Below are 25,979 nucleotides of genomic sequence, written 5' to 3'. Positions count from 1 at the left end.
CGCTCGACGCTAGTGACCAGCCAGATGCCAGTGGACAAATGGCACGCACTGATCGGCGATCCGACCTTGGGCGATGCGATCCTCGACCGGCTGGTGCACAACGCTTATCGGATCGAACTGAAGGGCGAATCGATGCGCAGACGCGCAACGAAATTGACGGCGACAGAGACTTCAGACTAACAATGCAAACCTGCGTCGCTGCGCTCCGACTGCCTGTCCAAGTGGACGTGGATCAGGTGTCCAAGTGAGCATGGAACGAGTGTCCAAATGATCGTGGGCTGAGTGTCCAAGTGTCGTGGAATCCGCACCCTGGTGTTCATCGTGATCCTGCTGATCGGGCTGTTTTACCTGGCGCGGGTCGGTGCGCTCGACTGGGCTCCGCAAGCGCGGCGTAAGCGCGGCGTAAGCGCCTCACCAACCAGCACAAACCTTGAGGTGCGGGCAGTTTCGCTTCGGCGATACCGATCAGCAGGATCGCCTCATGGTGCTCGAGCACATAGGCGGCCTGAACTACACCGGCGGTTTCGAGGATCACCTGCATGTCGATCGGCTTGCCGTAATAGGCCGGGATATCGACCACATCCAGGCTCTGGAACACATAGCCGAGCACCTCGCCGCCACTCGACAGGGTGCGCACCTTGAGCTCGCCTTGCGACTCGGAAATGCCATCGACTGCGGGAAAAGTCTGTTCATTCAATGCGTTGTTGTTCGATCTCGCCGTAATTATTGGCCCGCACGCCCGGTGCAGCGGCGAGCGTAAAAACCAACAGAAACAGGCACGCTTTTATCCATGGGCGTAAACCGCACTCATTGAAAACAGATTGATCTTCATGATGTTAGCTGATGCCAATAACTGGGTGTGTTTGCCTGGTAGTGCCTCTTACCCTTGATCAAAATCAAGTTGCAACAAGCTGTCGCGGCACCCACGCCACCTCGCAGTGTGAACTTGGAGAAACCGTTCTATTCGGGAAGGCGGCAATTGACGCTAAAACCAGACGAGATCGAGGCGATTGCCAGTTCTCGGGGGCAAGCGCCCGCCTCGATCGCCCGTCGCATCGCACTTGCGATGATGCAGAAACCTGCCATTACGGCCAACCGGGTCACGCCACTGATGGGTTGCTCGGCTGCCGATACATCAATGCCCTGCGCTGCCGCCCGACATCTCGACTGTCGCTTTCCCGAGAGGCGACAGCCCCCCGACCGAGCATAGGCGGTGGGCCTGGAAGTCCCCACCCACCCCAGGTTCCGAGCCCGCCCCGTAGATAGCGCTCCGGCCCACCACAACCATTCGCAAGGCGCGAACGGTGGCTTGGACCAGGCGAGAGCATGCATTCACAAGATTGGACAGCGTGCAGCGTGTGCGAGGATCACTCTGTAAGACAGGCGTCCGACAAGCCTGTCGAAGCACCTGCAATGCCTGACTGCAACTATATTGGCGCACCCGTGTCCGCCTGCACCCAGAACGCGATCGACCGCTCCTGGCAACACATGATTAGAAACGCGTGGCAAAAGACCACTTCAATAACCCAGCTGCTTACCCGGCCGCCGACAGAACCGGGTTTGGCCGCGAATGCCGTAACGGCACCCGACCTTGAAGTTAATTTTCTAGTAGGGAAATTTTACTTACCGCTTAATTCGGGCATAATACGCCACCGAATAGATTGCTGGACAATCAGTAAGCTGCCAGCGAGCTCGGATATTTAATCACTTGTGGACGCCGTTCCTTATATCGAGGGGCCCCGGCATGTCGGAAACAAGCACAATCCTGTCCCATAACTGGGCGTTGGCCGTTTTCCTGCTCGGGGTTATTGGCCTCTGTGCATTCATGCTTGGAGTTTCCAGCCTGCTCGGCAGCAAGGCTTGGGGGCGCAGCAAGAACGAGCCTTTCGAATCCGGCATGCTTCCCACCGGCAGCGCCAATCTGCGCTTCTCGGCAAAATTCTATCTGGTCGCGATGCTCTTCGTGATCTTCGACGTTGAAGCCCTCTTTCTCTTCGCCTGGGCCGTATCCGTTCGCGAAAGCGGCTGGGCCGGCTTTATCGAAGCTACCGTTTTTATAGCGATTCTGTTGGCAGGTCTTGTCTATCTTTGGCGTATCGGCGCGCTCGATTGGGCTCCCGCAGCGCGTCGCGAACGGCAGGCGAAGCTAAAACAATGAGGCTTTGGCGATGCAATATAAACTTACTCGGGTCGACCCGGATGCGCCCAATGAGGCGTATCCGATCGGTCAGCGGGAGACTGTTTCCGATCCGCTGCTAAACGACCAAGTTCACAAAAATATCTACATGGGCAAGCTGGAAGACGTGCTGAATGGCGCGGTTAACTGGGGGCGCAAGAACTCCCTGTGGCCGTATAATTTCGGCCTCTCCTGCTGCTACGTGGAGATGACTACAGCCTTCACCGCCCCCCATGACATCGCCCGTTTCGGTGCCGAAGTCATTCGTGCGTCCCCTCGCCAGGCAGACTTCATGGTCATCGCCGGCACCTGTTTCATCAAGATGGCGCCGATCATCCAGCGCCTCTACGAGCAGATGCTGGAACCCAAATGGGTAATCTCCATGGGCTCCTGCGCCAACTCCGGCGGCATGTACGATATTTACTCAGTCGTTCAAGGCGTGGACAAATTCCTCCCGGTGGACGTTTATATCCCCGGCTGCCCGCCCCGTCCCGAAGCTTTCCTGCAAGGCCTGATGCTGTTGCAGGAATCCATAGGGCAGGAGCGTCGTCCGCTTTCCTGGGTCGTCGGCGACCAAGGCATCTACCGTGCCGAAATGCCATCGCAGAAGGAACAGCGGCGTGAACAGCGTATCGCTGTTACCAACCTGCGCAGCCCAGACGAAGTCTGAGTCACCCTTCCACAAGAAGACCCGATTCATTCTCTACGTTGACCGATAGCGACCGAGACCATGACTGCAGACACCGTTCTGTCTATTCCGCCGTACACGGCTGACGACCAAGACGTCGTCGTTGAGCTCAATTCCCGCTTTGGTGCCGAAAGCCTCACCCTGCAGGCCACTCGCACTGGCATGCCGGTGATCTGGGTTGCCCGGGAAAAGTTGATTGCAGTGCTTACCTGCCTGCGCAACCTGCCGCGTCCATTCGTCATGCTGTATGACCTGCATGGTGTCGACGAGCGCCTGCGCACTCAACGTCGCGGCCTGCCGGACGCCGACTTCACCGTGTTCTACCACTTGATGTCGATCGAACGTAACAGCGACGTGATGATCAAGGTGGCACTGGCCGAAGGCGATCTCAATCTGCCGAGCGTGACCAGTATCTGGCCGAACGCCAACTGGTACGAACGTGAAGTCTGGGACATGTATGGCATTTACTTTTCCGGACACCCGCACCTGACCCGGATCATGATGCCGCCGACCTGGGAAGGTCATCCCCTGCGCAAAGACTACCCAGCACGCGCCACCGAATTCGATCCGTTCAGCCTGAACCTGGCCAAGCATCAGTTGGAGGAGGAAGCCGCGCGCTTCAAGCCGGAAGACTGGGGCATGAAGCGCCGCGGCGAGAACGAGGACTACATGTTCCTCAACCTCGGCCCGAACCACCCGTCTGCCCACGGCGCCTTCCGCATCATCCTGCAGCTCGATGGCGAAGAGATCATCGACTGCGTACCGGAAGTCGGCTACCACCACCGCGGCGCCGAGAAGATGGCCGAGCGCCAGTCCTGGCACAGTTTCATTCCCTACACCGACCGCATCGATTACCTCGGCGGGGTGATGAACAACCTGCCCTACGTACTGGCGGTCGAGAAACTGGCCGGGATCAAGGTGCCGGACCGGGTCGATTTCATTCGCGTGATGCTTGCCGAGTTCTTCCGCATCAACAGCCACCTGCTGTTCCTCGGCACCTATATCCAGGATGTCGGCGCCATGACGCCGGTGTTCTTCACCTTTACCGACCGCCAGCGCGCCTACAAGGTGATCGAGGCCATCACCGGTTTTCGTATGCATCCGGCCTGGTACCGCATTGGCGGTGTCGCCCACGACCTGCCGTGTGGCTGGGATGGGCTGGTCAGGGAGTTCGTCGAATGGCTGCCCAAGCGCCTCGACGAATACGAGAAGGCCGCGCTGAAGAACAGTATCCTCAAGGGTCGTACCGTCGGCGTAGCCGCTTACAACACCAAGGAAGCCCTGGAATGGGGCGTCACCGGCTCCGGCCTGCGCGCCACCGGGCTCGACTTCGACCTGCGCAAGGCGCGCCCCTACTCCGGCTACCAGCACTTCGATTTCGAGGTGCCGCTGGCGCATAACGGCGACGCCTACGACCGCTGCATCATCCGCGTCGAGGAAATGCGCCAGAGCCTGCGGATCATCGAGCAGTGTCTGAAAAACATGCCGGAGGGGCCGTACAAGGCGGATCACCCGCTGACTACGCCGCCGCCGAAAGAGCGCACCCTGCAGCACATCGAGACCTTGATCACCCACTTCCTGCAAGTCTCCTGGGGTCCGGTCATGCCGGCCAACGAAGCCTTCCAGATGATCGAGGCGACCAAGGGCATCAACAGCTACTACCTGACCAGCGACGGCAGCACCATGAGCTACCGTACCCGGATCCGCACGCCGAGCTTCCCGCACCTGCAGCAGATCCCTGCGGTGATCCGCGGCAGCATGGTCGCCGACCTGATCGCCTATCTGGGCAGTATCGACTTCGTTATGGCCGACGTGGACCGCTGATATGAACCAGGCACCCCTGAATGACAACAGCTTGATCCAAACCTACCGTTTCGCCCTGAGCGAGGCCGAGCGCTCGGCCATCGAGCACGAAATGCATCATTACGAGGACCCGCGTGCGGCGTCCATCGAAGCCCTGAAGATCGTGCAGAAGGCCCGTGGCTGGGTGCCGGACGGCGCCGCCGATGCCATCGGCGCGATCCTCGGTATTCCGGCCAGCGATGTCGAAGGGGTGGCCACCTTCTACAGTCAGATTTTCCGCCAGCCGGTGGGTCGCCACATCATCCGCGTGTGCGACAGCATGACCTGCTTTATCGGCGGCCATGAGGCGGTGGTTGCCAGCATCCAGCAACAGCTGGGTATCGGCCTGGGGCAGACCAGCGCCGACGGCCGTTTCACCCTGCTGCCGGTGTGTTGCCTGGGTAACTGCGACAAGGCCCCGGCCGTGATGATCGACGACGACACCTTCGGCGACGTGCGCCCCGATGGCGTCGCCCAACTGCTGGAGGTGTATCCGTGAAGCCCCTCACCTCCATTGGTCCGGCCAACCGTACCGCGCGCAACGAAGAAACCCATCCGCTGACCTGGCGTCTGCGTGACGACGCGCAGCCGGTGTGGCTCGCCGAGTACCAGCAAAAGAACGGCTACGCCGCCGCGCGCAAGGCCCTGGGCGAGATGGCCCAGGCAGACATCGTGCAGACGGTGAAAGACTCCGGCCTCAAGGGCCGCGGCGGCGCGGGCTTTCCCACCGGGGTTAAATGGGGCCTGATGCCGGCCGACGAAGCCATGAACATCCGCTACCTGTTGTGCAATGCGGATGAAATGGAACCGAACACTTGGAAAGACCGCCTGCTGATGGAGCAGCTGCCGCACCTGCTGATCGAGGGCATGCTGATCAGCGCCCGCGCACTCAAGGCCTATCGCGGCTATATCTTCCTGCGCGGCGAATACGTCGACGCCGCTGCCAACCTCAATCGCGCCATCGAGGAGGCCAAGGCCGCCGGTCTGCTGGGCAAGAACATCCTCGGCAGCGGTTTTGACTTCGAACTGTTCGTGCACACCGGTGCCGGTCGTTATATCTGCGGCGAAGAAACCGCCCTGATCAACTCCCTGGAAGGCCGCCGCGCCAACCCGCGTGCCAAGCCGCCCTTCCCCGCCGCAGTCGGCGTGTGGGGCAAGCCAACCTGCGTGAACAATGTGGAGACCCTGTGCAACGTGCCGGCGATCATCGGCAGCGGCGTCGACTGGTACAAATCCCTGGCCCGTCCGGGTAGCGAAGACCACGGCAGCAAACTGATGGGCTTTTCCGGCAAGGTGAAGAACCCGGGCTTGTGGGAACTGCCCTTCGGCATTTCGGCCCGCGAGCTGTTCGAGGACTATGCCGGCGGCATGCGCGATGGCTACCGCCTCAAATGCTGGCAACCGGGTGGCGCCGGCACCGGCTTCCTGCTGCCGGAGCACCTCGACGCCTCGATGTACGCAGCCGGCATCGCCAAGGTCGGTACCCGCATGGGCACTGGTTTGGCCCTGGCGGTGGACGACAGCGTCAACATGGTGTCCTTGTTGCGTAACATGGAAGAATTCTTCTCCCGCGAGTCCTGCGGTTTCTGCACCCCATGCCGGGACGGCCTGCCGTGGAGCGTGAAGATCCTCCGTGCGCTGGAGCGTGGCCAGGGTAGCCGGGACGACATCGAGACCCTGCTCGGCCTGGTCAATTTCCTTGGCCCCGGCAAGACCTTCTGTGCTCACGCCCCTGGTGCCGTCGAGCCGCTGGGCAGCGCGATCAAGTATTTCCGTGCCGAGTTCGAAGCTGGCGTTGCCAGCCACGCGGCGCCAGCAACGACGGGGCAATTCGTCCCCGCGTAAAGTTTTCGCCGCGGCGGCCATAAGCCTGGCCCCGCGACACACCGTAATTCCATTAGCCAAGCCTGCTTCGGTGGGCAAAGAAGAAACCTGAACCATGGCCACTATCCACGTAGACGGCAAAGATTTTGAAGTCGATGGGGCGGACAACCTGCTGCAGGCCTGCCTGTCCCTTGGTCTTGATATCCCTTACTTCTGCTGGCATCCGGCGCTCGGTAGCGTCGGTGCCTGCCGCCAGTGCGCGGTCAAGCAGTACAGCGACGAGAACGACAAACGCGGTCGCCTGGTGATGTCCTGCATGACTCCCGCCACCGACAACACCTGGATCTCCATCGACGACGAGGAAGCCAGGCAATTTCGCGCCAACGTCGTCGAATGGCTGATGACCAACCACCCGCATGACTGTCCGGTGTGCGAGGAAGGCGGTCACTGTCACCTGCAGGACATGACGGTGATGACCGGCCACAACCAGCGCCGCTACCGCTTCAGCAAGCGTACCCACCAGAACCAGGAGCTCGGCCCGTTCATCGGTCACGAGATGAACCGCTGCATCGCCTGCTACCGCTGCGTGCGCTATTACAAGGACTACGCCGGCGGCACCGACTTGGGCGTCTACGGCGCACACGACAACGTGTACTTCGGTCGCGTCGAGGATGGTGTGCTGGAAAGTGAGTTCTCCGGCAACCTGGTCGAGGTTTGTCCGACGGGAGTCTTCACTGACAAGACTCACTCCGAGCGCTACACCCGCAAGTGGGACATGCAGTTCGCCCCGAGCATCTGCCACGGCTGTTCCAGCGGCTGCAACATCAGCCCCGGCGAGCGCTATGGCGAGATCCGCCGCATCGAAAACCGCTTCAACGGCTCGGTGAACCAGTATTTTCTCTGCGACCGCGGCCGCTTTGGCTATGGCTACGTCAACCGGGAAGACCGCCCACGCCAACCGATGATGATGCTGAGCAAGATGAAAATGGGCATCGATTCCGCCCTCGACCAAGCCGCCGCCCTGCTGAAGAACCGCAAGGTGATTGGCATCGGTTCGCCTCGCGCCAGCCTGGAAAGCAACTTCGCCCTGCGCGAGCTGGTGGGTGCCGAGCACTTCTATTCGGGCATCGCCGCCGGCGAACTGGAGATCCTGCAGCTGATCCGCGAGGTCGTGCAGGAGGGCCCGTTGCCGATACCAACCCTGCGTGATGTGGAAAGCCACGACGCGGTGTTCGTCCTCGGCGAAGACCTGACCCAGACCGCCGCCCGACTCGCCCTGTCCCTGCGCCAAGCGGTGAAAGGCAAGGCAACTGAAATTGCCGCCTCAATGAAAATCCAGGACTGGCACATCGCCGCCGTGCAGAACGTCGCCCAGAACGCGCTGAACCCGCTGTTCATCGCCAGCGTTGCCGCCACTCGCCTGGATGACGTTGCCGTCGAATCCGTGCATGCCGCGCCGACCGACCTGGCCCGCCTCGGTTTTGCGGTGGCGCATGCCATCGATCCGAGCGCACCAGCTGTCAGCGGCCTGGAGAACGAGGCCGCAGAGCTGGCCCAACGCATCGCCGACGTCCTGCTGGCCGCCAAGCGCCCGCTGATCGTCTCCGGTGCATCCCTGGGCAGCAAGGCGCTGATCGAAGCCGCCGCAAATATCGCCGGAGCGCTGAAGAACCGTGAAAAAAACGGCTCCATCAGCCTGGTGGTGCCGGAAGCCAACAGCATGGGCCTGGCGTTGTTCCTCGGTGAAGAATTGGCGGATAAATCCGTCGATGCCGCCCTGCAAGCCCTGATCGATGAGCAGGCCGACGCTGTTGTCGTGCTTGAGAACGACCTCTATCACCGCGCAGCAAGCGCCCGGGTCGATGCGGCACTGCACGCCGCCAAAGTGGTGATCGTCGCCGACCACCAGCAGACCGCGACCACCGCCAAGGCGCACCTGCTGCTGCCGGTGGCCAGCTTTGCCGAAGGCGACGGCACCCTGGTCAGTCAGGAAGGTCGTGCCCAACGCTTCTTCCAAGTCTTCGACCCCGGCTACCACGACGCCAACATCCTCGTGCGCGAAGGCTGGCGTTGGCTGCATGCACTGCATTGCACCGTGCAAGGCAAGACGGTCGACTGGACACATCTGGACGAAATCACTGCGGCCTGCGCTGCCGGTAACGCTCGCTTGGCCCGCATCGACGAAGCCGCGCCAAAGGCCACGTTTCGTATCAAAGGCCTCAAACTGGCGCGTGAGCCGCACCGCTATAGTGGCCGTACCGCCATGCGCGCCAACATCAGCGTGCACGAGCCGCGTCAACCGCAAGACCAGGACTCGGCCTTTGCCTTCTCCATGGAAGGCTATTCCGGTTCAGCCGAATCCCGTCAGCAGATTCCCTTCGTCTGGTCGCCGGGCTGGAACTCGCCACAGGCCTGGAACAAGTTTCAGGACGAAGTCGGCGGCCATCTGCGTGCCGGCGACCCGGGCGTGCGCCTGATCGAAGCCAAAGGCACGGCCTTGCCCTGGTTCGCCCCGAACGCCGCGTTCAACCCGGCTCAAGGCACCTGGCAGGCCGTACCCTTGCATCACCTGTTCGGCAGCGAGGAAACCTCCTCACGTGCCGCGCCGGTGCAAGCGCGCATCCCGCAGCCTTATGTGGCATTGGCAAAGGCCGAAGCCGATCGGCTTGGCGTCGACGACGGCGCACTGCTCACGCTGACCGTCAACGGCCAGGTGCTGCGCCTGCCGTTGCAGGTGCGTGACGAGTTGAGCGTCGGCCTGATCGGCCTGCCCGTCGGCCTGTCCGGCATCCCGGCCGTCATCGCCGGCGCCGTGGTCACCGACGTACAGGAGAGCGCGCAATGAACTGGCTGACTCCCGAACTGATCGAGATCGTCATTGCGGTGCTCAAGGCTGTGGTCATCCTGCTGGCCGTGGTGGTCTGCGGCGCGCTGCTGAGCTTCGTCGAGCGGCGCCTGCTCGGTTGGTGGCAGGACCGCTACGGCCCCAACCGAGTTGGCCCGTTCGGCATGTTCCAGATCGCCGCGGACATGCTCAAGATGTTCTTCAAGGAAGACTGGACGCCGCCGTTCGCCGACAAGGTGATCTTTACCCTGGCGCCGGTGATCGGCATGGGCGCGCTGCTGACGGCCTTCGTGATCATCCCCATCACCCCGACCTGGGGCGTGGCCGACCTGAACATCGGCATCCTGTTCTTCTTCGCCATGGCCGGCCTGTCGGTGTATGCGGTGCTGTTCGCCGGCTGGTCGAGCAACAACAAGTTCGCCCTGCTCGGCGCCCTCCGGGCATCGGCCCAGACGGTGTCCTACGAGGTGTTCCTGGCCCTGGCGCTGATGGGTATCGTTGCCCAGGTTGGCTCGTTCAACATGCGCGACATCGTCGACTACCAAGCCGAAAACCTGTGGTTCATCATTCCGCAGTTCTTCGGTTTCTGTACCTTCTTCATCGCCGGCGTCGCCGTGACCCACCGTCACCCGTTCGACCAGCCAGAAGCCGAGCAGGAACTGGCCGACGGTTACCACATCGAATATGCCGGGATGAAATGGGGCATGTTCTTCGTCGGCGAATACATCGGCATCGTGACCATTTCCGCACTGCTGGTAACCCTGTTCTTCGGTGGCTGGCACGGGCCGTTCGGCATCCTGCCGCAGATCCCGTTCATCTGGTTCGCCCTCAAGACCTGCTTCTTCATCATGCTGTTCATCCTGCTGCGCGCCTCGATTCCGCGCCCGCGTTATGACCAGGTGATGGCCTTCAGCTGGAAGTTCTGCCTGCCGCTGACCCTGATTAACCTGCTGGTGACCGGCGCAGTCGTGCTGGCCGCGGCCCAGTAAGGAGAACCACCATGCTCAAATATATTTCGGCCGTCGTGATCGGTACCTACACCCAGCTACGCAGCTTGGTGATGATCTTCGGCCACGGCTTCCGCAAACGTGACACCCTGCAGTACCCGGAGGAGCCGGTGTACCTGCCGCCGCGCTACCGCGGGCGTATCGTGCTGACCCGTGACCCGGACGGCGAAGAACGTTGCGTGGCCTGCAACCTGTGCGCCGTGGCTTGCCCGGTCGGTTGCATTTCCCTGCAAAAGGCCGAAGCCGACGACGGCCGCTGGTACCCGGAGTTCTTCCGCATCAACTTCTCACGCTGCATCTTCTGCGGCCTGTGCGAAGAAGCCTGCCCGACCACCGCGATCCAGCTCACCCCGGATTTCGAGATGGGCGAGTTCAAGCGCCAGGACCTGGTGTACGAGAAGGAAGATCTGCTGATTTCCGGACCGGGCAAGAACCCGGACTACAACTTCTACCGGGTTGCCGGTATGGCCATTGCCGGCAAGCCGAAAGGCACCGCGCAGAACGAGGCCGAGCCGATCAACGTCAAAGGCTTGTTGCCCTAAGGAGACGCGCGTGGAGTTCGCTTTCTATTTCGCCGCGGGCATCGCCGTGGCTTCGACCCTGCGGGTAGTCACCAGCAGCAACCCGGTGCATGCCCTACTGTACCTGATCATCTCGCTGCTGGCGGTGGCCATGACCTTCTTCGCCCTCGGCGCGCCCTTTGCCGGAGCGCTGGAGATCATCGTCTATGCCGGCGCCATCATGGTGCTGTTCGTCTTCGTGGTGATGTTGCTCAACCTCGGCCCTGCTTCCGCCAAGCAGGAAAAACAATGGCTGACACCGGGCATCTGGATCGGCCCGACGATTTTCTCCGCCGCGCTGCTGGGCCTGCTGCTGCATGCGTTGTTCAAGGCGCCGAGCGGTGCGGAGATCGGGCTAGCGAGCGTCGATGCGAAAGCCGTCGGCATCAGCTTGTTCGGCCCCTACCTGCTGGTCGTGGAGCTGGCTTCCATGCTGTTGCTCGCGGCCCTGATCGCCGCCTACCACCTCGGCCGCCACGAAGCTAAGGATGCAACGCCATGAATGCGATTCCAATGGAGCACGGCCTGGCTCTGGCCGCCGTGCTGTTTTGCCTCGGGCTGGTCGGCCTGATGGTGCGTCGCAACATCCTCTTCGTGTTGATGAGTCTGGAAGTGATGATGAACGCCACCGCCTTGGCCTTCATCGTCGCCGGCAGCCGCTGGCAACAGCCTGACGGTCAGGTCATGTTCATTCTGGTAATCACCCTGGCAGCCGCCGAGGCCAGTATCGGCCTGGCGATCCTGCTGCAACTGTATCGCCGCTTCCACACCCTCGATATCGACGCTGCCAGCGAGATGCGCGGATGAACCTACTATTCCTGACTTGCCTGTTCCCGCTGCTCGGCTGGCTGTTGCTGGCCCTCTCCCGCGGACATTTCTCGGAAAACACCACGGCCGTGATCGGCGTCGGCTCGGTCGGCCTGTCGGCCCTGACCGCCGCCTGGATCGGCTGGCAGTTCAACGTCGCGCCACCGCCAGGCGGCGTGTTCACCCAGCTGCTGTGGCAGTGGATGAGCGTTGGCGGTTTTGCGCCGAGCTTCACCCTGTATCTGGACGGACTGTCGCTGACCATGCTGGGCGTGGTCACCGGCGTGGGCTTCCTGATCCACCTGTTCGCCAGTTGGTACATGCGCGGTGAAGAGGGTTACTCACGCTTCTTCGCCTACACCAACCTGTTCATCGCCAGCATGCTGTTCCTGGTACTCGGCGACAACCTGCTGTTCCTGTATCTCGGCTGGGAAGGCGTGGGCCTGTGCTCCTACCTGTTGATCGGCTTCTACTTCAAGCACACACCGAACGGCAATGCGGCACTGAAGGCCTTTATCGTCACCCGTGTCGGCGACGTGTTCATGGCCATCGGCCTGTTCATCCTGTTCCTGCATCTCGGCACCCTGAACATTCAGGAACTGATGCAACTGGCGCCGCAGAAGTACGTCGCAGGCGACAGCTGGCTGTGGATCGCCACCCTGATGCTGCTCGGCGGCGCGGTCGGCAAATCGGCCCAGTTGCCGCTGCAAACCTGGCTGGCCGACGCCATGGCCGGCCCGACTCCGGTCTCCGCGCTGATCCACGCGGCGACCATGGTCACCGCCGGCGTGTACCTGATCGCCCGCACCCACGGTCTGTTCCTGCTGACCCCGGAGATCCTCGAACTGGTCGGCATCGTCGGCGGCGTGACCCTGGTGCTGGCCGGTTTCGCCGCCCTGGTGCAGACCGACATCAAGCGCATTCTCGCCTACTCGACCATGAGCCAGATCGGCTACATGTTCCTCGCACTGGGCGTGGGAGCATGGGACGCGGCGATCTTCCACCTGATGACCCATGCCTTCTTCAAGGCCCTGCTGTTCCTCGCCTCCGGGGCGGTGATCAACGCCTGCCACCACGAGCAGAACATCTTCAAGATGGGCGGCCTGTGGAACAAGTTGCCGCTGGCCTATGCCAGCTTCATCGTCGGTGGTGCCGCCCTAGCCGCGCTGCCGCTGATCACCGCTGGTTTCTACTCCAAGGACGAAATCCTCTGGGAAGCCTTCGCCAGCGGTCATCAGTGGTTGCTGTATGCCGGCTTGACCGGTGCCTTCCTGACCTCGATCTACACCTTCCGCCTGATCTTCATCGCCTTCCACGGCGAACAGAAGACCGAAGCGCATGCCGGTCATGGCATCGCCCACTGGCTGCCGCTGGCGGTGCTGATCGTGCTGTCGACCTTTATCGGCGCATTGATCAGCCCGCCGCTGGCCGGCGTGTTGCCGCAAAGCGTCGGGCATGCCGGCGGCGAGGCCAAGCACAGCCTGGAAATCGCCTCGGGGGCCATCGCCCTGACCGGCATCCTGCTGGCGGCCCTGCTGTTCCTCGGCCAGCGCCGCTTCGCCACTGCGCTGGCACAAAGCGCGCCGGGACGTTTCCTGTCGTCCTGGTGGTTCGTCGCCTGGGGCTTCGATTGGCTCTACGACAAGCTCTTCGTGCAGCCTTACCTGCTGGTCTGCCGCCTGCTCGGGCGTGATCCGATCGACCGCAGCATCGGCCTGATCCCGCGTCTGGCCCGGGGCAGCAACAGCCTGCTGGCCCGCAGCCAGACCGGCCAGGTGCGCTGGTATGCCGCATCCATTGCCGGGGGCGCCGTACTGGTGCTCGCCGTCCTCCTTTTTCTGAGTTAAGGAAAACAGCCTGTCATGATTCTGCCCTGGCTAATCCTGATCCCCTTTATCGGCGGCCTGCTGTGCTGGCAAGGCGAGCGCTTCGGCGCCACCCTGCCGCGCTGGATCGCCCTGCTGACCATGGCCCTGTTGTTCGGCCTCGGCCTGTGGCTGTGGGCCACCGGCGATTTCAGCCTGGCGCCTGCCCCGGGCGCCGATCCGCGCTGGACCGAAGAGTTCCAGCTGCAATGGATCGAGCGTTTCGGCATCAGTGTGCACCTGGCCCTGGACGGCCTATCGGTGCTGATGATCAGCCTCACCGGCCTGCTCGGTGTGCTCTCGGTGCTCTGCTCGTGGAAAGAGATCCAGAACCGCGTTGGCTTCTTCCACCTCAACCTGATGTGGATTCTCGGCGGCGTGGTCGGTGTGTTCCTGGCCCTTGACCTGTTCCTGTTCTTCTTCTTCTGGGAAATGATGCTGGTGCCGATGTACTTCCTCATCGCGCTCTGGGGTCATAGCGGCAGCGACGGCAAGTCGCGCATCTACGCCGCCACCAAGTTCTTCATTTACACCCAGGCCAGCGGTCTGATCATGCTGGTGGCGATCCTCGGCCTGGTGTTCGTCCACTTCGACCAGACCGGCTTGCTCACCTTCAACTACGCCGACCTGCTCAGAACCGAAATGGCGCCGGGTACCGAATACCTGCTGATGCTCGGTTTCTTCATCGCCTTCGCGGTGAAGTTCCCGGTAGTGCCCTTCCACTCCTGGCTACCGGATGCCCACGCCCAGGCGCCGACCGCCGGTTCCGTGGATCTGGCCGGTATCCTGCTGAAAACCGCTGCCTATGGCATGCTGCGTTTCGCCCTGCCATTGTTTCCCAACGCCTCGGCCGAGTTCGCGCCGATCGCCATGGGCCTGGGTGTCTTCGCCGTCGTCTATGGCGCCCTGCTGTCCTTCGCGCAAACCGATATCAAGCGCCTGGTGGCTTACTCCAGCGTTTCGCACATGGGCTTCGTGCTGATTGCCATCTACTCCGGCAACCAGATTGCCCTGCAGGGCGCGGTGGTGCAGATGCTGGCCCATGGCTTGTCCGCCGCCGCACTGTTTATCCTCTGCGGACAGCTCTATGAGCGCCTGCACACCCGCGACATGCGCGAGATGGGCGGTGTCTGGGCACGCATGCCCTGGCTGCCGGGCGTCAGCCTGTTCTTCGCCGCGGCGGCGCTGGGCCTACCCGGCACCGGCAACTTCGTCGGCGAGTTCCTGATTCTGCTCGGCACCTTCCAGCATGCGCCGCTGATCACCGTGCTCGCCGCCACCGGCCTGGTATTCGGTTCGGTCTATTCGCTGATCATGATCCACCGCGCCTACTTCGGCCCGGCCAAAACGGAGGCTGCCGTGCAAGGCCTGAAACCGCGTGAACTGGGTATGGTGCTGGGGCTGGCGGCACTGCTGATCCTGCTCGGCGTCTACCCGCAGCCGGTGCTGGATACTTCCGCCGCAAGCATGCATGGCGTGCAGCAGTGGATGAACACCGCCCTCAATCAACTCGCCTCGGCCCGGTAGCTGTCATGCAAAGTTACGCTGTGGAATTTACGATTCAACACTTCATCGCCCTGTTGCCGCTACTGGTCATCGCCGCGACCATCATCGTGGTGATGCTGGCCATCGCCTGGAAGCGCCACCACTCCTGGACCTTCGGCCTGTCGGTGATTGGTCTCAACCTGGCCCTGCTGTCGATCCTCCCGGCCCTGAAGATCGCGCCCATCGAGGTTACCCCGCTGCTGCAGGTGGACAACTTCGCCTGCTTCTATATGGCCCTGATCCTGGTCGCCACCCTGGCCTGCATCACCCTGGCCCACGCCTACCTCGGCGAAAAACAGGCCAAGGGTTACCCGGGCAACCGCGAAGAACTCTACCTGCTGATGCTGCTGGCCGCCGCCGGTGGCCTGGTGCTGGTCAGCGCGCAGCACCTGGCCGGCTTGTTCATCGGCCTGGAGCTGCTCTCGCTGCCGACCTACGGGCTGGTCGCCTATGCCTTCTTCAACCGGCGCTCGCTGGAGGCTGGCCTCAAGTACATGGTGCTGTCGGCCGCAGGCAGCGCGTTCCTGCTGTTCGGCATGGCCCTGCTGTACGCCGATGCCGGCAGCCTGAGCTTTGCCGGGATCGGCGCCCTCCTGGCGCCGGCCGCGCAGTCTGGTCCGCTGGTGCAACTGGGCATGGGCATGATGCTGGTCGCCCTGGCATTCAAATTGTCGCTGGTACCCTTTCACCTGTGGACGCCGGATGTCTACGAGGGCGCGCCGGCGCCGGTCGCGGCCTTTCTCGCCACGGCCAGCAAGGTGGCGGTGTTCGCCGTACTGCTGCGCCTGTTCCAGCTGTCGCCCGCCGCCGCGACCCCGGCGCTGCACGACCTGCTGGCGCTGATCGCGGTCGCCTCGATCCTCTTCGGCAACCTGCTGGCCCTGCTGCAAAGCAACCTCAAGCGCCTGCTCGGCTACTCCTCGATCGCCCACTTCGGTTACCTGCTGGTCGCCCTGATCGCCAGCGAGGGTCTGGCGGTCGAAGCGGTCGGCGTCTACCTGGCCACCTACGTGCTGACCGTGCTCGGTGCCTTCGGCGTAGTCACCCTGATGTCCACGCCCTACAGCGGCCGCGACTGCGATGCACTGTACGAATACCGCGGGCTGTTCTGGCGGCGCCCCTACCTGACCGCGGTGCTCACGGTGATGATGCTGTCGCTGGCGGGCATTCCGCTGACCGCGGGCTTCATCGGCAAGTTCTACATCATCGCCGTGGGCGTGCAGGCCGAACTCTGGTGGTTGCTCGGCGCCCTGGTAGTGGGCAGCGCGATCGGGGTGTTCTATTACCTGCGGGTGATGGTCACCCTGTTCATGGTCGAGCCCAACCTGCGCCGCCACGATGCGCCGTTCAACTGGGGCCAGCGGGCTGGCGGCATCATGCTGCTGCTGGTTGCGTTGCTGGCCTTCGTGCTCGGCGTCTACCCGCAGCCACTGCTGGCGATGCTCAGCGCCGTCAGTCTCGGCTGAGCAGGCAGGCGCGGCCTACAACAGCATCGCCGCCGCCCAGCCGAACACCAGCAGCGGCAGGTTGTAGTGCAGGAAAGTCGGCACCACGCTATCCCAGATATGGTTGTGCTGGCCGTCGACATTCAGCCCGGCGGTCGGCCCCAGGGTCGAGTCCGAGGCCGGCGAACCGGCATCGCCCAGGGCGCCGGCAGTACCGACGATGCAGACGATGGCCAGGGGGCTGAAGCCCAGTTGCACGCCCAGCGGCACGAAGATCGCCGCGATGATCGGCACGGTGGAGAACGACGAGCCGATGCCCATGGTCACCAGCAGGCCGACCAGCAGCATCAGCAGCGCGCCTAAGGCCTTGTCCTGTCCCACCAGCTCGGCCGCGCCGTCGACCAGGGTCTTGACCTCGCCGGTGGCCTTCATCACTTCGGCGAAACCGGCGGCGGCGATCATGATGAAGCCGATCATCGCCATCATCTTCATGCCTTCGGTGAACAGGCCATCGGCCTCTTTCCAGCGCACCACCCCGGATACCGAGAAGATCACGAAGCCGACCAGGGCGCCGATGATCATCGAGTCCAGCCACAACTGCACAACGAAGGCCGCGGCGATCGCCACGCCGGCCACCAGCAGGCTCAACGGGTTGTAGGCCACGTCGATGCGCTCGGCCTGCTCGATCTTCGCCAGGTCGTAGACACGTTTGCCACGGTAGCTGAACAGCACCGCCACCAGCAGGCCGACCAGCATGCCCAGCGCCGGAATCGCCATGGCCTCGGTGATGCTGATACCCGTCACATCCACCCCGGCCTTGGCCACGTTGGCCAGCAGGATCTCGTTGAGGAAGATGCCGCCAAAGCCGACCGGCAGGAACATGTAGGGCGTGATCAGGCCGAAGGTCAGCACGCAGGCGATCAGCCGGCGATCGAGTTGCAGCTTGCTCAACACATAGAGCAATGGCGGCACCAGCAGCGGGATGAAGGCGATATGGATCGGCAGGACGTTCTGCGAGGCCATCGCCACCGCCAGCAGCAGCGTGATCAGGATCCACTTGAGCAGCCCGCCACCCTGCGCATCCTGCTGGCCGACCAGCGCCAGGGCCTTGTCGGCCAGCGCGTGGGCCAGGCCGGACTTGGCGATGGCCACGGCGAAGGCGCCGAGCAGGGCATAGGACAGCGCCACCGTGGCGCCGCCGCCCAGGCCCCGATTGAACGCCGCCAGCGAGCCTTCCAGCCCCAGGCCGCCAAGCACGCCACCGGCCAGAGCGCCGACGATCAGCGCCACCACCACGTGCACGCGGCACAGGCTGAGGATCAGCATGATGCCGACCGCTGCGATTACTGCATTCATGAGTGCTCCCAAGAAGCGTTGCTGGAGAAATCGAATAACTGGCGCAAGGTGTGAACCAAGCTCAGGAGCGGCAGGGTTGCCAGCCGGCGCCAGGTTGGCGGCGCGCCGGCGCAGGGCCCGAGAAAAAGTCGCGTACTCTGCCGCAAGCCCTGCGGGCTGTCAAAAATATCTCGTGCGAAATATTGATCGCGGCGTGCATAATCCCGCCCAGCTACGGTACCAACAGCCTTAGCAGACCGCAGTCAACTCGCCGCGATGCCACTGGTTCGATGAAGAAAACCACGCCCGCGCCGATAGCCGACCAGTTAGAACAACAATATAAGGAGCGCTGCATGCCGTTCAGCCGTCTTTCGATCCAGTGGAAAATCACCCTGCTTGCCGGCCTCTGCCTGCTGGCCATCGTGACGTTGCTGGTCGGCGCCTCGCTCTATCAATCCACCCGCAGTGCCGAACTGGTGCGCGCCTCCAGCAGCAGCATGCTGGCCGACAGCGCCAAGCTGCGTCTGCAGGCACGCGGCGAGCTGCAGGCGATCCGCATCCAGCGCTACTTCATGGACGCCTACCAATATGGCAAGGGGTTCTCCCGGCAGATCCTGTTCCTGCGCGATCAGGCGGAGAAGCGCTTTCTCGATGCCTTCGACCTGCGCGAAGACCTGACCCGCCAGGTACGCAGCAGCCTGGAGGCCAACCCCTCGTTGCTCGGCCTGTACCTGGTGTTCGAGCCCAATGCGCTGGACGGCAAGGACGAACTGTTCGCCGAGCAGGCCGAACTCGGCAGCAACGACCAGGGACGCTTCTCGCTGTACTGGGCACAACCCCAGCCCGGTGAGCTGACGTCGGAGTCGATGAACGAGGACATGCTCAGCGACACCAAGACCGGCCCCAGCGGCGATCCCTACAACGCCTGGTACACCTGCCCACGCGACAGTGGCACGACCTGTGTGCTGGAACCCTACTACGACGAGGTCGGCGGCCAGCAGGTGCTGATGACCAGCATCGCCTTCCCGCTCGAGCTGAACGGCAAGGTGATCGGCGTGGTCGGTCTCGATATCAGCCTGGACAGCCTGCAACAGCTGAGTCTGCAAGCCAATCGCGACCTCTATGGCGGTGCCGGCCATATCAGCATCTTCAGCCCGGCCGCATTGCTGGCCGGCCACAGCCGCGCTGCCAGCCTGCTCAGCAGCCCGGTCGAGAAGGCTTACAGCGAGCACGCCGGCGAGTTGCGGTCCTTTATCGCCAGCGGCCAAGCCACCGAATTGCAGCACGGCGAGATGCTCCGCGTGCTGACGCCGTTCAAGCCGATTCCCGAGGCCAAGCCCTGGAGCGTATTGCTCGAAGTGCCCGAGCAGGAACTGCTCGCACCGGCCCTGCAACTGGAACGGCAACTGGATCAGCAACGCACCGACGACAGCGCAGTGGCGCTGAGCATCGGCTTGCTGGCCATGCTCCTCGGCCTGCTGCTGATGTGGCTGACCGCCCGCGGCGTAACCAGGCCGATCCTCGCTGTCGCCGCCATGCTCAAAGGCATCGCCAGCGGCGAAGGTGATCTGACCCGCCGCCTCGACTACCCCGGACAGGACGAACTGGGCGAGCTGGCGGGCTGGTTCAATCGCTTTCTCGACAAGCTGCAGCCGGTCATCGCCGAGGTCAAACGCAGCGTGCAGGACGCCCGCGGCACTGCCGACCAGTCCGCCGCCATCGCCAGCCAGACCAGTGCCGGCATGCAGCAGCAGTTCCGCGAGGTCGACCAGGTGGCCACCGCCTTCCAGGAAATGAGCGCCACCGCCCATGACGTCGCGCACAACGCCGCGCAAGCCGCCGACGCCGCGCGCAGCGCCGACCAGGCCAGCCGCGAAGGCCTCGGGGTGATCGGCAAGACCACAGCGACCATCGAACTGCTGACCAACGAGATGAACGTCGCCATGCAGGAGGTCGAAAGCCTGGCCAACAGCAGCGAACAGATCGGCTCGGTGCTCGAAGTGATCCGCTCGATTGCCGAGCAGACCAACCTGCTGGCACTCAACGCCGCCATCGAAGCGGCCCGTGCCGGCGAGGCCGGACGCGGCTTCGCGGTAGTCGCCGATGAAGTGCGCAACCTGGCCAAACGCACCCAGGATTCGGTCGAGGAAATCCGCCAGGTCATCGAAGGCCTGCAAAAGGGCACCCGCGAGGTGGTCAGCAGCATGCACAGCAGCCACCGCCAGGCCCAGGGCAGTGTCGACCAGGTCGGGCAAGCGGTGGCCGTACTGCAGCGGATCAGCCAGGCGGTGAGCGTGATCACCGACATGAACCTGCAAATCGCCAGCGCTGCCGAGCAGCAGAGTTCGGTGGCCGAAGAGATCAACCGCAACGTCGCCTCGATTCGCGACGTCACCGAAACCATGGCCGGACAAGCCGACGAGTCGGCCCAGGTCAGCCAGAACCTCAACAGCCTGGCCAACCAGCAACAAAAGCTGATGGATCAGTTCCGCGTCTGACCGGCAACAACCGCAAATAGGGCAAGGGCGCAGGCTTGCTGTGCCCGCCTGACCCAGCCCGAACAGGTCAGCGCCGGGTTGAACGGCATGGCCCGCCCTTCATCCAAGCAGCAAAGCCGAAGTGGCGCACAGCCCGGCGCTCGCTGACGGCAGGCCTTCAGCCACAACGGCTGCGATGGGTTCGAGAGGGTTGGGCAATGCCGGGAAAAGATAGTGGCACCGACCAGCCGGAGACCGGCCGATGCTCATTGCCAGAGTTGATCAAGGTTGCAGGCCTTTGACCTCTTGCGTCACGCCCCAACCATCCAGTTTGCCGCCGAGCGGAGCCACGACCGACTCCAGGTCGTGTTCGAAATCGCCAATGCCGTGATAGGTCGCATACATCACTTTGCTTACCTGCAGGTGCCAGGCGCCGTCATCACGTTCGGTCACCAGGGCGTGCAAGGACTCGCCACGAAAGTTTCTGGTCGCCATGCGTGCCCGCTCCTCGTCCGGGAAAATGGCGTAGAACTCGATGGGATGGAAGCTGGTGAAGTCGAAACCGCCTTCTTTCATCCGCCGCAAAACTCCGTTACTGACATCATCGTGCAAGACTGTGCTCATGAAGTGATCTCCTCAGCGATGGAAGGACTAACTGCTTTCCCATTGCAACCGCCATAACCGCGACGGTATTGCGACACCTGTAACCATGTCGCCCGAGATTCAAGCAAGGAGCTGCTTGACGTGTCATAAGCCAGACCTGAAGACAGGGCTGGTCGACGATGGGCCATTCAGAGCGAATGGCGCGAAGCCGTCGAATGCAGAGTAGCGCGAAGCAGAAACAATTGCAGGAGCAAAAGACAACTTGTGACAAAACCGCCGACCGCCAACACGTTGCCGGGCGTTGCGCGCATCTGCCTGCCGCTCGTCCAGAACTTGACGCCTGCACGCCGAGTCAAAGGCCTCGCCGGAGCCAGGCGGGGTCACCGCACCATGTGCTATACCATCGGGAGTAGGAAAAAGAGCGAGGAACGCGCAGTGCCGATATTCAGTACAGATAGCCAAACCGCCCAGCAGACCCTTTTGCCCGGCTCGATGTCAGCCGCGCGGATCTGACAAAGGCTTTCCAACATCGAGGTTGATCCCATGAGCACGATGCAATGCACCCACCGCGATCACACCATCATCGCCGACGTCGTGGAGCACCCTGGCATTCCAATACCCTGGGCCGGCGGCTGCCGTATCACCGCCCCGGACGGCCGCACGACCCGACGGCTGCCGCTGCCCCTCGAGCAGGCCTTTCTCGCCGAACTGGAAAGCGCCCAGCGTGCATCCATCGCGCATGGCAAATGGCTGGTCGACCAGTGCCTGGATCAAGGCGTGGCACTGTTCGACACCGCCAAGGCCTGATCTGCGTCGTTCGGCGGATAATCAGCGCGGGCACTCCCGGTGCCTGCGCGGTCATCGGCCGGCTGAGTCAGAGCACGTAGAACAGGATCGCGACGAAATGCAGCAGGCTGCCGGCCATGACGAACAGGTGCCAGATGCCATGCCAATGACGGAAGCGGCTGTCGTAGGCGAAAAAGATGATCCCGACCGTGTAGAACACTCCGCCCGCGGCCAACCAGCTGAAACCCGCGACGCCCAAGGCGGCGAGTAGCGGCTTGACTGCCAGCAGGACGATCCAGCCCATCAGCGCATAGATCACGATCGACAATACCCGCGCCTCGGAGCGCGGTTTGATCTCTTGTAGCATGCCAATCAACGCCAGCACCCAGACCACCGCGAACAGCGACCAACCCCAGGTGCCGCGCAAGGTCACCAGACAGAAGGGCGTATAGCTGCCGGCAATCAGCAGGTAAATCGACAGGTGATCGATCTTGCGCATGATCACCTTCGCCCGTCCCTGCACGCTGTGATAGATCGTCGAGACGCTGTAGAGCAGCAGCAAGGTGAGGCCGTAGATGGCGACGCTGACGATCTTCATCGGCTCGCCCTCCAGAGTCGCCAGCACCAGCAACCAGAGCGCCCCGATGCACGCCAGCACTGCACCTACCAGGTGGGTCCAGGCGTTGAATCTTTCCCCGTGATACATCTGTCGTCGCCAGCCTCTATTCGCCACCCAGGCATCAGCGTCCCAGGCTTGTCGTTCACTGTAAACGATGCGCGCTAAAGGGAGGCACACTCAGCAACGCGCTGACGGCCTTGCCCGGCCAGCGCATGACGGGCGAGCGCCAGGGCAATGGTGGTTTGTGCGCAACGCAAAGGCTGCCGGGTTCGGCCCGCAGGATCGAGCCGCAGCACCCGGCCAAGCCGTCAGCCTGGACAGCCGCTCAGTTGAAGAACTTCTTCATCGAGCGCGAAAACCAGCCGCCCGCTTGTTGATTGCTGACCAGGCTATTCATGCTGTCCTTGATCGCCGGCACGTAGCCGGCGTCGTCGCTGCGGATATGGTTGAACAACCAGCGCGAGAGCAAGCCGAGCAGTTCATCGGTGATGTCCTCACCGGCCTGGAAGCGCAGATTGAAGTCTTTGACCCGGCCGATGAAGATTTCGTGCACGCGCTTGTGCGGCCGGGTGAACTCGTAACCGGCCTCCTCCAGCAGCGATTCCTCGAAGGCGAAATGCGACAGGGTGTAATCCACCAGGCCGTTGAGCACCTCCGCCACCTCACCGCCACTGCCCCCGCCCGCCTTCGCCCGGTGCAGCGAATTGATCATGTCGACGATGCGCTTGTGCTGGTCGTCGATGACTTGAATGCCTGTATTCAGATCGTCCTGCCAAACCAGATAACTCATTTCCCCCAGCTCCCAGCGTGCCGCCCGACTGCAATGCGAGCGCTGCGCCAAGGCTACTCAACAGCTCTGGAATGGGGGCTGACACAGATCAGTGAATAGTTGCTTAGGCGCCTATCGACGGAACGCCGGTACGACTGTCGACCGAACGGAGGCTCGGCACGGATAATCAGTTGCCGGAGGATGCATGAGACGGGCGAAAGAGCGTGACCAGCATGATCGAGTCGGTCTTGGCCTGCAGGGCATGTTCTGCCTCTTCGGCCAGGTACATCAGATCGTTGTCACGCATTTCACGCCATGCGCCCTGAGCCTGCACGTCAACGCAGCCTTGCAGGCAATGCAAGGTGAGCGGGCCGGCCACGGCGTGCCCGGGAATGACTTTACCGGCCTGCAACACCAGCCGCATGACCTCGATGCGCGGGGCGCTGACAATTGCCTGGGAGATGAAATCAGGCGACTCTGCGGCAGACAGCAGATTGACTACCTCTCCCGATGCTGCGTGTTTCAAGGCCATGGTCGAGTCTCGCCGTTGGAGGATGAACCCTCAAGGTAGTCGAGTGGCCCGCAAGGTGTCCAATCATGACGCGCTAGCCACGAGTTTTGCTGCGCAATGGGTCGAGCAAGGACGACAGGCCGTTGTGATCGATTTCCTGCATCAGTTCGAGCAGCCGGCCGATCTCGCCTGCGGGGAAGCCCTCGCGGGCGAACCAGTTGAGGTAGCGCCCCGGCAGGTCGGCGATCAAGCGGCCCTTATATTTGCCGAACGGCATTTCGCGGGTCACCAGCAGTTGCAGGTCTTCGGGTTTCATTGGGCGCTCGGGTTCATGGGGGTGTGGTTCGGCCATGCGGGTATGTACGCAATTATGCCCAAAGTCGTCCCTGACTGGCGAAAAGCCCCGGCCATGCGACCAACGCGCAGGCCGGCGCCGGCAAACTCGGGTAAGCTCTGCCCCGCCATTTTCTACCCAGGGTTGTCACGCAATGCTTATCAAGGCACTCAGAATCGGTCTCGGCCAGTTGATCGTGTTTCTCGACTTCATCACCCGCCCGCGCAAGCTCAAGCGTGCGCCTGCCGCGCAAGCCGCGGTCGCCCAGGTCGCCAGCGGCCTGACGCTGTACCAGTTCCATGCCTGCCCGTTCTGCGTGAAAACCCGCCGCACCCTGCACAAGCTCAACGTGCCGGTCACCCTGCGCGACGCCAAGAACGACGATCAGCACCGCCAGACCCTGCTGGAGCAAGGCGGCAAGATCCAGGTACCGTGCCTGCGCATCGAGGAAAACGGCCAGAGCACCTGGCTGTACGAGTCCAAGGCGATCATCGCCTACCTCAACGAGCGCTTCTCTGCAGCCTGAGCCCCCCCGCTACGGAGCTCTTGTAGGTTGTGGCCCATCCTGCGGGGCGCGCACCACCCGGGCCGGTGTGCGGCGCATCAGCACCTGGCCGGCGCGGATCGAGACCAGGGCGTGACCCTGGCTGCGCAGCATCTCGTAATCGCTGGCGGCTTCGAGGATCAGCAGGTTGGCCGGGCGCCCCACCTCGATACCATAGCCCTCGCCCAGGTTGAGGGTTTTCGCGGCGTTGTCGGTGACCAGATCGAGCGAGCGCTGCAGATCCTCGAAACCGAGCATGTGACAGATGTGCAGCCCGGCCTCGAGGATGCGCAGGATGTTGCCGTTGCCCAGCGGGTACCAGGGGTCGACGATGGAGTCCTGGCCGAAGCAGACATTCAGCCCGGCGCGGTCGAGCTCGGCCACCCGGGTCAGCCCGCGGCGCTTGGGGTAGGCATCGAAACGGCCCTGCAGGTGGATGCTCTCGGTCGGGCAGGAGACGAAGTTGATCTGCGCCTGCTTGAGCAGGCGGAACAGCTTGGAGCAGTAGGCGTTGTCGTAGGATCCCATGGCGGTGGTGTGGCTGGCCGTGACCCGGGCGCCCATGCCGTGCACCCGCGCCTCCTCGGCCAGCACCTCGAGAAAACGCGAGTGCGGGTCGTCGGTCTCGTCGCAATGCACATCCACCAGGCAGCCCGTGCGCTCGGCCAGGTCCATGAGGAATTTGATCGAGCTGACGCCCTGCTCGCGGGTGTTCTCGAAATGCGGAATGCCGCCGACCACGTCGGCGCCCAGCACCACCGCCTGTTCCATCAGCGCGCGACCATTGGCGTAGGACTCGATGCCTTCCTGGGGGAAGGCGACGATCTGCAGGTCGATCAGGTGGCGGGTTTCCTCGCGCACCTCGAGTAGCGCCTTGAGCGCGCCCAGGCCCGGATCGGTGACGTCGACATGGCTGCGCACGTGCTGGATGCCGTGCTCGACCAGCATGTCGATGGCCTTGCGCGCGCGGGTCTTGCTGTCTTCGTGGGTGACCAGCGCCTTGCGCTCGGCCCAGAGTTCGATGCCCTCGAACAGAGTGCCTGTGAGGTTCCAGCCCGGCTCGCCGGCGGTGAGGGCCGCGTCCAGGTGGATATGCGGCTCGACGAAGGGCGGCACCACCAGGTTGCCGGCGGCATCCAGTTGGTCTGCCGTAGCGGTCAATTCCTGCGCCTGCGCGACTATGCCGGCGATACGTGCCTGCGCCAGCTCGATGCGAAACAGGCCGCTGCGACCACGCAGCCGGGCGTTGACGATATTCATGGGGTTCTCCTGAGCGGGCACGGAGTCAGGCGTAGATTAACAGGCCGCCTGAGCACTCCCTCTACAGTGTTGGGCGTACCCGCGAAGCAGGACGTCGGCGCTCCGTATTCTCGGCCAGGCTTGCAGGAGCCAGCACG

At 62.9% G+C, this 25,979-nt stretch carries 24 protein-coding genes and 3 pseudogenes; 19 read left to right on the top strand and 8 right to left on the bottom strand.

The window, feature by feature from the left end:
• Both BM315_RS07555 and BM315_RS07550 read left to right on the top strand, forming a co-directional pair.
• Positions 1-180: ATP-binding protein (locus tag BM315_RS07555; RefSeq protein WP_170862174.1), on the top strand; the 180-nt coding region annotated here is incomplete at its 5' end.
• A 135-nt stretch (positions 181-315) separates the two neighbouring features.
• Positions 316-399 (top strand): annotated as a pseudogene (locus BM315_RS07550) (NADH-quinone oxidoreductase subunit A); the annotation flags it as partial.
• 43 nt (positions 400-442) lie between these two features.
• On the opposite strand, the pseudogene BM315_RS07545 reads toward BM315_RS07550, so the two are convergent.
• Positions 443-776, bottom strand: a pseudogene (locus tag BM315_RS07545) (regulatory protein NosR); the annotation flags it as partial.
• A 968-nt stretch (positions 777-1,744) separates the two neighbouring features.
• On the opposite strand from BM315_RS07545, the gene BM315_RS07540 reads away from it, so the two are divergent.
• The 13 genes from BM315_RS07540 (at position 1,745) to nuoN (ending at position 16,625) form a co-directional block, all read left to right on the top strand.
• Positions 1,745-2,158 carry an NADH-quinone oxidoreductase subunit A gene (locus BM315_RS07540; protein ID WP_090499433.1) on the top strand — a complete coding sequence of 138 codons (414 nt, stop codon included), beginning with the start codon at positions 1,745-1,747 and terminating at the stop codon, positions 2,156-2,158.
• Between the two features lie 10 nt (positions 2,159-2,168).
• Positions 2,169-2,846, top strand: coding sequence for an NADH-quinone oxidoreductase subunit B (locus BM315_RS07535; RefSeq protein WP_090499431.1), 678 nt, complete (start codon positions 2,169-2,171; stop codon positions 2,844-2,846).
• A gap of 60 nt (positions 2,847-2,906) precedes the next feature.
• On the top strand, positions 2,907-4,688 hold the full coding sequence (nuoC, locus tag BM315_RS07530) for an NADH-quinone oxidoreductase subunit C/D (RefSeq protein WP_090499429.1): 1,782 nt from the start codon (positions 2,907-2,909) through the stop codon (positions 4,686-4,688).
• Between the two features lies 1 nt (position 4,689).
• Entirely contained in the window at positions 4,690-5,205 is a 516-nt protein-coding gene (nuoE, locus tag BM315_RS07525; RefSeq protein WP_425287771.1) for an NADH-quinone oxidoreductase subunit NuoE, read from the top strand.
• On the top strand, positions 5,202-6,551 hold the full coding sequence (nuoF, locus tag BM315_RS07520) for an NADH-quinone oxidoreductase subunit NuoF (protein ID WP_090499427.1): 1,350 nt from the start codon (positions 5,202-5,204) through the stop codon (positions 6,549-6,551). Before nuoE ends, nuoF begins: the two co-directional genes overlap by 4 nt.
• A 94-nt stretch (positions 6,552-6,645) precedes the next feature.
• Positions 6,646-9,375, top strand: coding sequence for an NADH-quinone oxidoreductase subunit NuoG (gene nuoG / locus BM315_RS07515; protein WP_090499425.1), 2,730 nt, complete (start codon positions 6,646-6,648; stop codon positions 9,373-9,375).
• Positions 9,372-10,364 carry an NADH-quinone oxidoreductase subunit NuoH gene (nuoH, locus tag BM315_RS07510; RefSeq protein ID WP_090499423.1) on the top strand — a complete coding sequence of 331 codons (993 nt, stop codon included), beginning with the start codon at positions 9,372-9,374 and terminating at the stop codon, positions 10,362-10,364. Before nuoG ends, nuoH begins: the two co-directional genes overlap by 4 nt.
• Positions 10,365-10,375: 11 nt before the next feature.
• Positions 10,376-10,924 (top strand): NADH-quinone oxidoreductase subunit NuoI, encoded by a 549-nt coding sequence (nuoI, locus tag BM315_RS07505; RefSeq protein ID WP_090499421.1) that lies wholly within the window; start codon positions 10,376-10,378, stop codon positions 10,922-10,924.
• A 10-nt stretch (positions 10,925-10,934) separates the two neighbouring features.
• A complete protein-coding gene (gene nuoJ / locus BM315_RS07500) occupies positions 10,935-11,444 on the top strand; it encodes an NADH-quinone oxidoreductase subunit J (protein WP_090499419.1) in 510 nt (169 codons plus the stop codon).
• Positions 11,441-11,749 (top strand): NADH-quinone oxidoreductase subunit NuoK, encoded by a 309-nt coding sequence (nuoK, locus tag BM315_RS07495; RefSeq protein ID WP_090499417.1) that lies wholly within the window; start codon positions 11,441-11,443, stop codon positions 11,747-11,749. Before nuoJ ends, nuoK begins: the two co-directional genes overlap by 4 nt.
• On the top strand, positions 11,746-13,596 hold the full coding sequence (nuoL, locus tag BM315_RS07490; RefSeq protein ID WP_090499415.1) for an NADH-quinone oxidoreductase subunit L: 1,851 nt from the start codon (positions 11,746-11,748) through the stop codon (positions 13,594-13,596). The genes nuoK and nuoL overlap by 4 nt, the downstream gene beginning before the upstream one ends.
• A 15-nt stretch (positions 13,597-13,611) precedes the next feature.
• Entirely contained in the window at positions 13,612-15,141 is a 1,530-nt protein-coding gene (gene nuoM, locus BM315_RS07485) for an NADH-quinone oxidoreductase subunit M (protein WP_090499413.1), read from the top strand.
• Positions 15,142-15,161: 20 nt separating this feature from the next.
• Positions 15,162-16,625, top strand: a complete 1,464-nt coding sequence (nuoN, locus tag BM315_RS07480) for an NADH-quinone oxidoreductase subunit NuoN (protein WP_090499411.1) — start codon at positions 15,162-15,164, stop codon at positions 16,623-16,625.
• A 15-nt stretch (positions 16,626-16,640) separates the two neighbouring features.
• On the opposite strand, the gene BM315_RS07475 is transcribed toward nuoN, so the two are convergent.
• On the bottom strand, positions 16,641-17,960 hold the full coding sequence (locus BM315_RS07475; RefSeq protein ID WP_090499409.1) for a Na+/H+ antiporter family protein: 1,320 nt from the start codon (positions 17,958-17,960) through the stop codon (positions 16,641-16,643).
• A 269-nt stretch (positions 17,961-18,229) separates the two neighbouring features.
• Between BM315_RS07475 and BM315_RS25430 the strand changes: the two are divergent.
• Positions 18,230-19,579, top strand: a pseudogene (locus BM315_RS25430) (methyl-accepting chemotaxis protein); the annotation flags it as partial.
• Between the two features lie 102 nt (positions 19,580-19,681).
• Entirely contained in the window at positions 19,682-20,437 is a 756-nt protein-coding gene (locus tag BM315_RS25425) for a methyl-accepting chemotaxis protein (protein WP_425287773.1), read from the top strand.
• Between the two features lie 261 nt (positions 20,438-20,698).
• On the opposite strand, the gene BM315_RS07465 is transcribed toward BM315_RS25425, so the two are convergent.
• Positions 20,699-21,040 (bottom strand): ribonuclease E inhibitor RraB, encoded by a 342-nt coding sequence (locus BM315_RS07465; protein ID WP_090499405.1) that lies wholly within the window; start codon positions 21,038-21,040, stop codon positions 20,699-20,701.
• 522 nt (positions 21,041-21,562) lie between these two features.
• Between BM315_RS07465 and BM315_RS07460 the strand changes: the two genes are divergently transcribed.
• The gene (locus BM315_RS07460; protein ID WP_090499403.1) at positions 21,563-21,826 is read left to right on the top strand and encodes a hypothetical protein; all 264 of its coding nucleotides are present in this window, start codon (positions 21,563-21,565) and stop codon (positions 21,824-21,826) included.
• 67 nt (positions 21,827-21,893) lie between these two features.
• Here BM315_RS07460 and trhA read toward each other — a convergent pair whose 3' ends face one another.
• The 4 genes from trhA to BM315_RS07440 all read right to left on the bottom strand — a co-directional run bounded on the left by trhA (position 21,894) and on the right by BM315_RS07440 (position 24,020).
• Positions 21,894-22,511 (bottom strand): PAQR family membrane homeostasis protein TrhA, encoded by a 618-nt coding sequence (trhA, locus tag BM315_RS07455; RefSeq protein WP_090499401.1) that lies wholly within the window; start codon positions 22,509-22,511, stop codon positions 21,894-21,896.
• 238 nt (positions 22,512-22,749) lie between these two features.
• The gene (locus BM315_RS07450) at positions 22,750-23,214 is read right to left on the bottom strand and encodes a bacteriohemerythrin (protein ID WP_090499399.1); all 465 of its coding nucleotides are present in this window, start codon (positions 23,212-23,214) and stop codon (positions 22,750-22,752) included.
• A 166-nt stretch (positions 23,215-23,380) separates the two neighbouring features.
• A complete protein-coding gene (locus BM315_RS07445) occupies positions 23,381-23,725 on the bottom strand; it encodes a cupin domain-containing protein (RefSeq protein WP_090499397.1) in 345 nt (114 codons plus the stop codon).
• A gap of 73 nt (positions 23,726-23,798) precedes the next feature.
• On the bottom strand, positions 23,799-24,020 hold the full coding sequence (locus BM315_RS07440; RefSeq protein ID WP_090499395.1) for a DUF3820 family protein: 222 nt from the start codon (positions 24,018-24,020) through the stop codon (positions 23,799-23,801).
• Between the two features lie 172 nt (positions 24,021-24,192).
• On the opposite strand from BM315_RS07440, the gene BM315_RS07435 reads away from it, so the two are divergent.
• On the top strand, positions 24,193-24,564 hold the full coding sequence (locus tag BM315_RS07435) for a glutaredoxin family protein (protein ID WP_090499393.1): 372 nt from the start codon (positions 24,193-24,195) through the stop codon (positions 24,562-24,564).
• Positions 24,565-24,573: 9 nt separating this feature from the next.
• On the opposite strand, the gene codA is transcribed toward BM315_RS07435, so the two are convergent.
• Positions 24,574-25,842: a cytosine deaminase gene (gene codA / locus BM315_RS07430; RefSeq protein ID WP_090499391.1), complete on the bottom strand. Its 1,269-nt coding sequence runs from the start codon at positions 25,840-25,842 to the stop codon at positions 24,574-24,576.
• Positions 25,843-25,979 lie beyond the last annotated feature (137 nt).

Origin of the sequence: Pseudomonas borbori (genome assembly GCF_900115555.1) — a bacterium.
Lineage (GTDB): Bacteria > Pseudomonadota > Gammaproteobacteria > Pseudomonadales > Pseudomonadaceae > Aquipseudomonas > Aquipseudomonas borbori.
This window is presented reverse-complemented; position numbering and strand designations above follow the sequence as displayed.

Excerpts from the sequence above, each read along its gene's own strand:
- BM315_RS07540 (WP_090499433.1), top strand. The coding sequence starts at position 1,745 with ATGTCGGAAACAAGCACAATCCTGTCCCATAACTGGGCGTTGGCCGTT.
- BM315_RS07535 (WP_090499431.1), top strand. The coding sequence starts at position 2,169 with ATGCAATATAAACTTACTCGGGTCGACCCGGATGCGCCCAATGAGGCG.
- nuoC (WP_090499429.1), top strand. The coding sequence starts at position 2,907 with ATGACTGCAGACACCGTTCTGTCTATTCCGCCGTACACGGCTGACGAC.
- nuoE (WP_425287771.1), top strand. The coding sequence starts at position 4,690 with ATGAACCAGGCACCCCTGAATGACAACAGCTTGATCCAAACCTACCGT.
- nuoG (WP_090499425.1), top strand. The coding sequence starts at position 6,646 with ATGGCCACTATCCACGTAGACGGCAAAGATTTTGAAGTCGATGGGGCG.
- nuoH (WP_090499423.1), top strand. The coding sequence starts at position 9,372 with ATGAACTGGCTGACTCCCGAACTGATCGAGATCGTCATTGCGGTGCTC.
- nuoI (WP_090499421.1), top strand. The coding sequence starts at position 10,376 with ATGCTCAAATATATTTCGGCCGTCGTGATCGGTACCTACACCCAGCTA.
- nuoK (WP_090499417.1), top strand. The coding sequence starts at position 11,441 with ATGAATGCGATTCCAATGGAGCACGGCCTGGCTCTGGCCGCCGTGCTG.
- nuoL (WP_090499415.1), top strand. The coding sequence starts at position 11,746 with ATGAACCTACTATTCCTGACTTGCCTGTTCCCGCTGCTCGGCTGGCTG.
- nuoM (WP_090499413.1), top strand. The coding sequence starts at position 13,612 with ATGATTCTGCCCTGGCTAATCCTGATCCCCTTTATCGGCGGCCTGCTG.
- BM315_RS07475 (WP_090499409.1), bottom strand. The coding sequence starts at position 17,960 with ATGAATGCAGTAATCGCAGCGGTCGGCATCATGCTGATCCTCAGCCTG.
- BM315_RS25425 (WP_425287773.1), top strand. The coding sequence starts at position 19,682 with ATGCAGCAGCAGTTCCGCGAGGTCGACCAGGTGGCCACCGCCTTCCAG.
- BM315_RS07465 (WP_090499405.1), bottom strand. The coding sequence starts at position 21,040 with ATGAGCACAGTCTTGCACGATGATGTCAGTAACGGAGTTTTGCGGCGG.
- BM315_RS07460 (WP_090499403.1), top strand. The coding sequence starts at position 21,563 with ATGAGCACGATGCAATGCACCCACCGCGATCACACCATCATCGCCGAC.
- trhA (WP_090499401.1), bottom strand. The coding sequence starts at position 22,511 with ATGTATCACGGGGAAAGATTCAACGCCTGGACCCACCTGGTAGGTGCA.
- BM315_RS07450 (WP_090499399.1), bottom strand. The coding sequence starts at position 23,214 with ATGAGTTATCTGGTTTGGCAGGACGATCTGAATACAGGCATTCAAGTC.
- BM315_RS07445 (WP_090499397.1), bottom strand. The coding sequence starts at position 23,725 with ATGGCCTTGAAACACGCAGCATCGGGAGAGGTAGTCAATCTGCTGTCT.
- BM315_RS07440 (WP_090499395.1), bottom strand. The coding sequence starts at position 24,020 with ATGAAACCCGAAGACCTGCAACTGCTGGTGACCCGCGAAATGCCGTTC.
- BM315_RS07435 (WP_090499393.1), top strand. The coding sequence starts at position 24,193 with ATGCTTATCAAGGCACTCAGAATCGGTCTCGGCCAGTTGATCGTGTTT.
- codA (WP_090499391.1), bottom strand. The coding sequence starts at position 25,842 with ATGAATATCGTCAACGCCCGGCTGCGTGGTCGCAGCGGCCTGTTTCGC.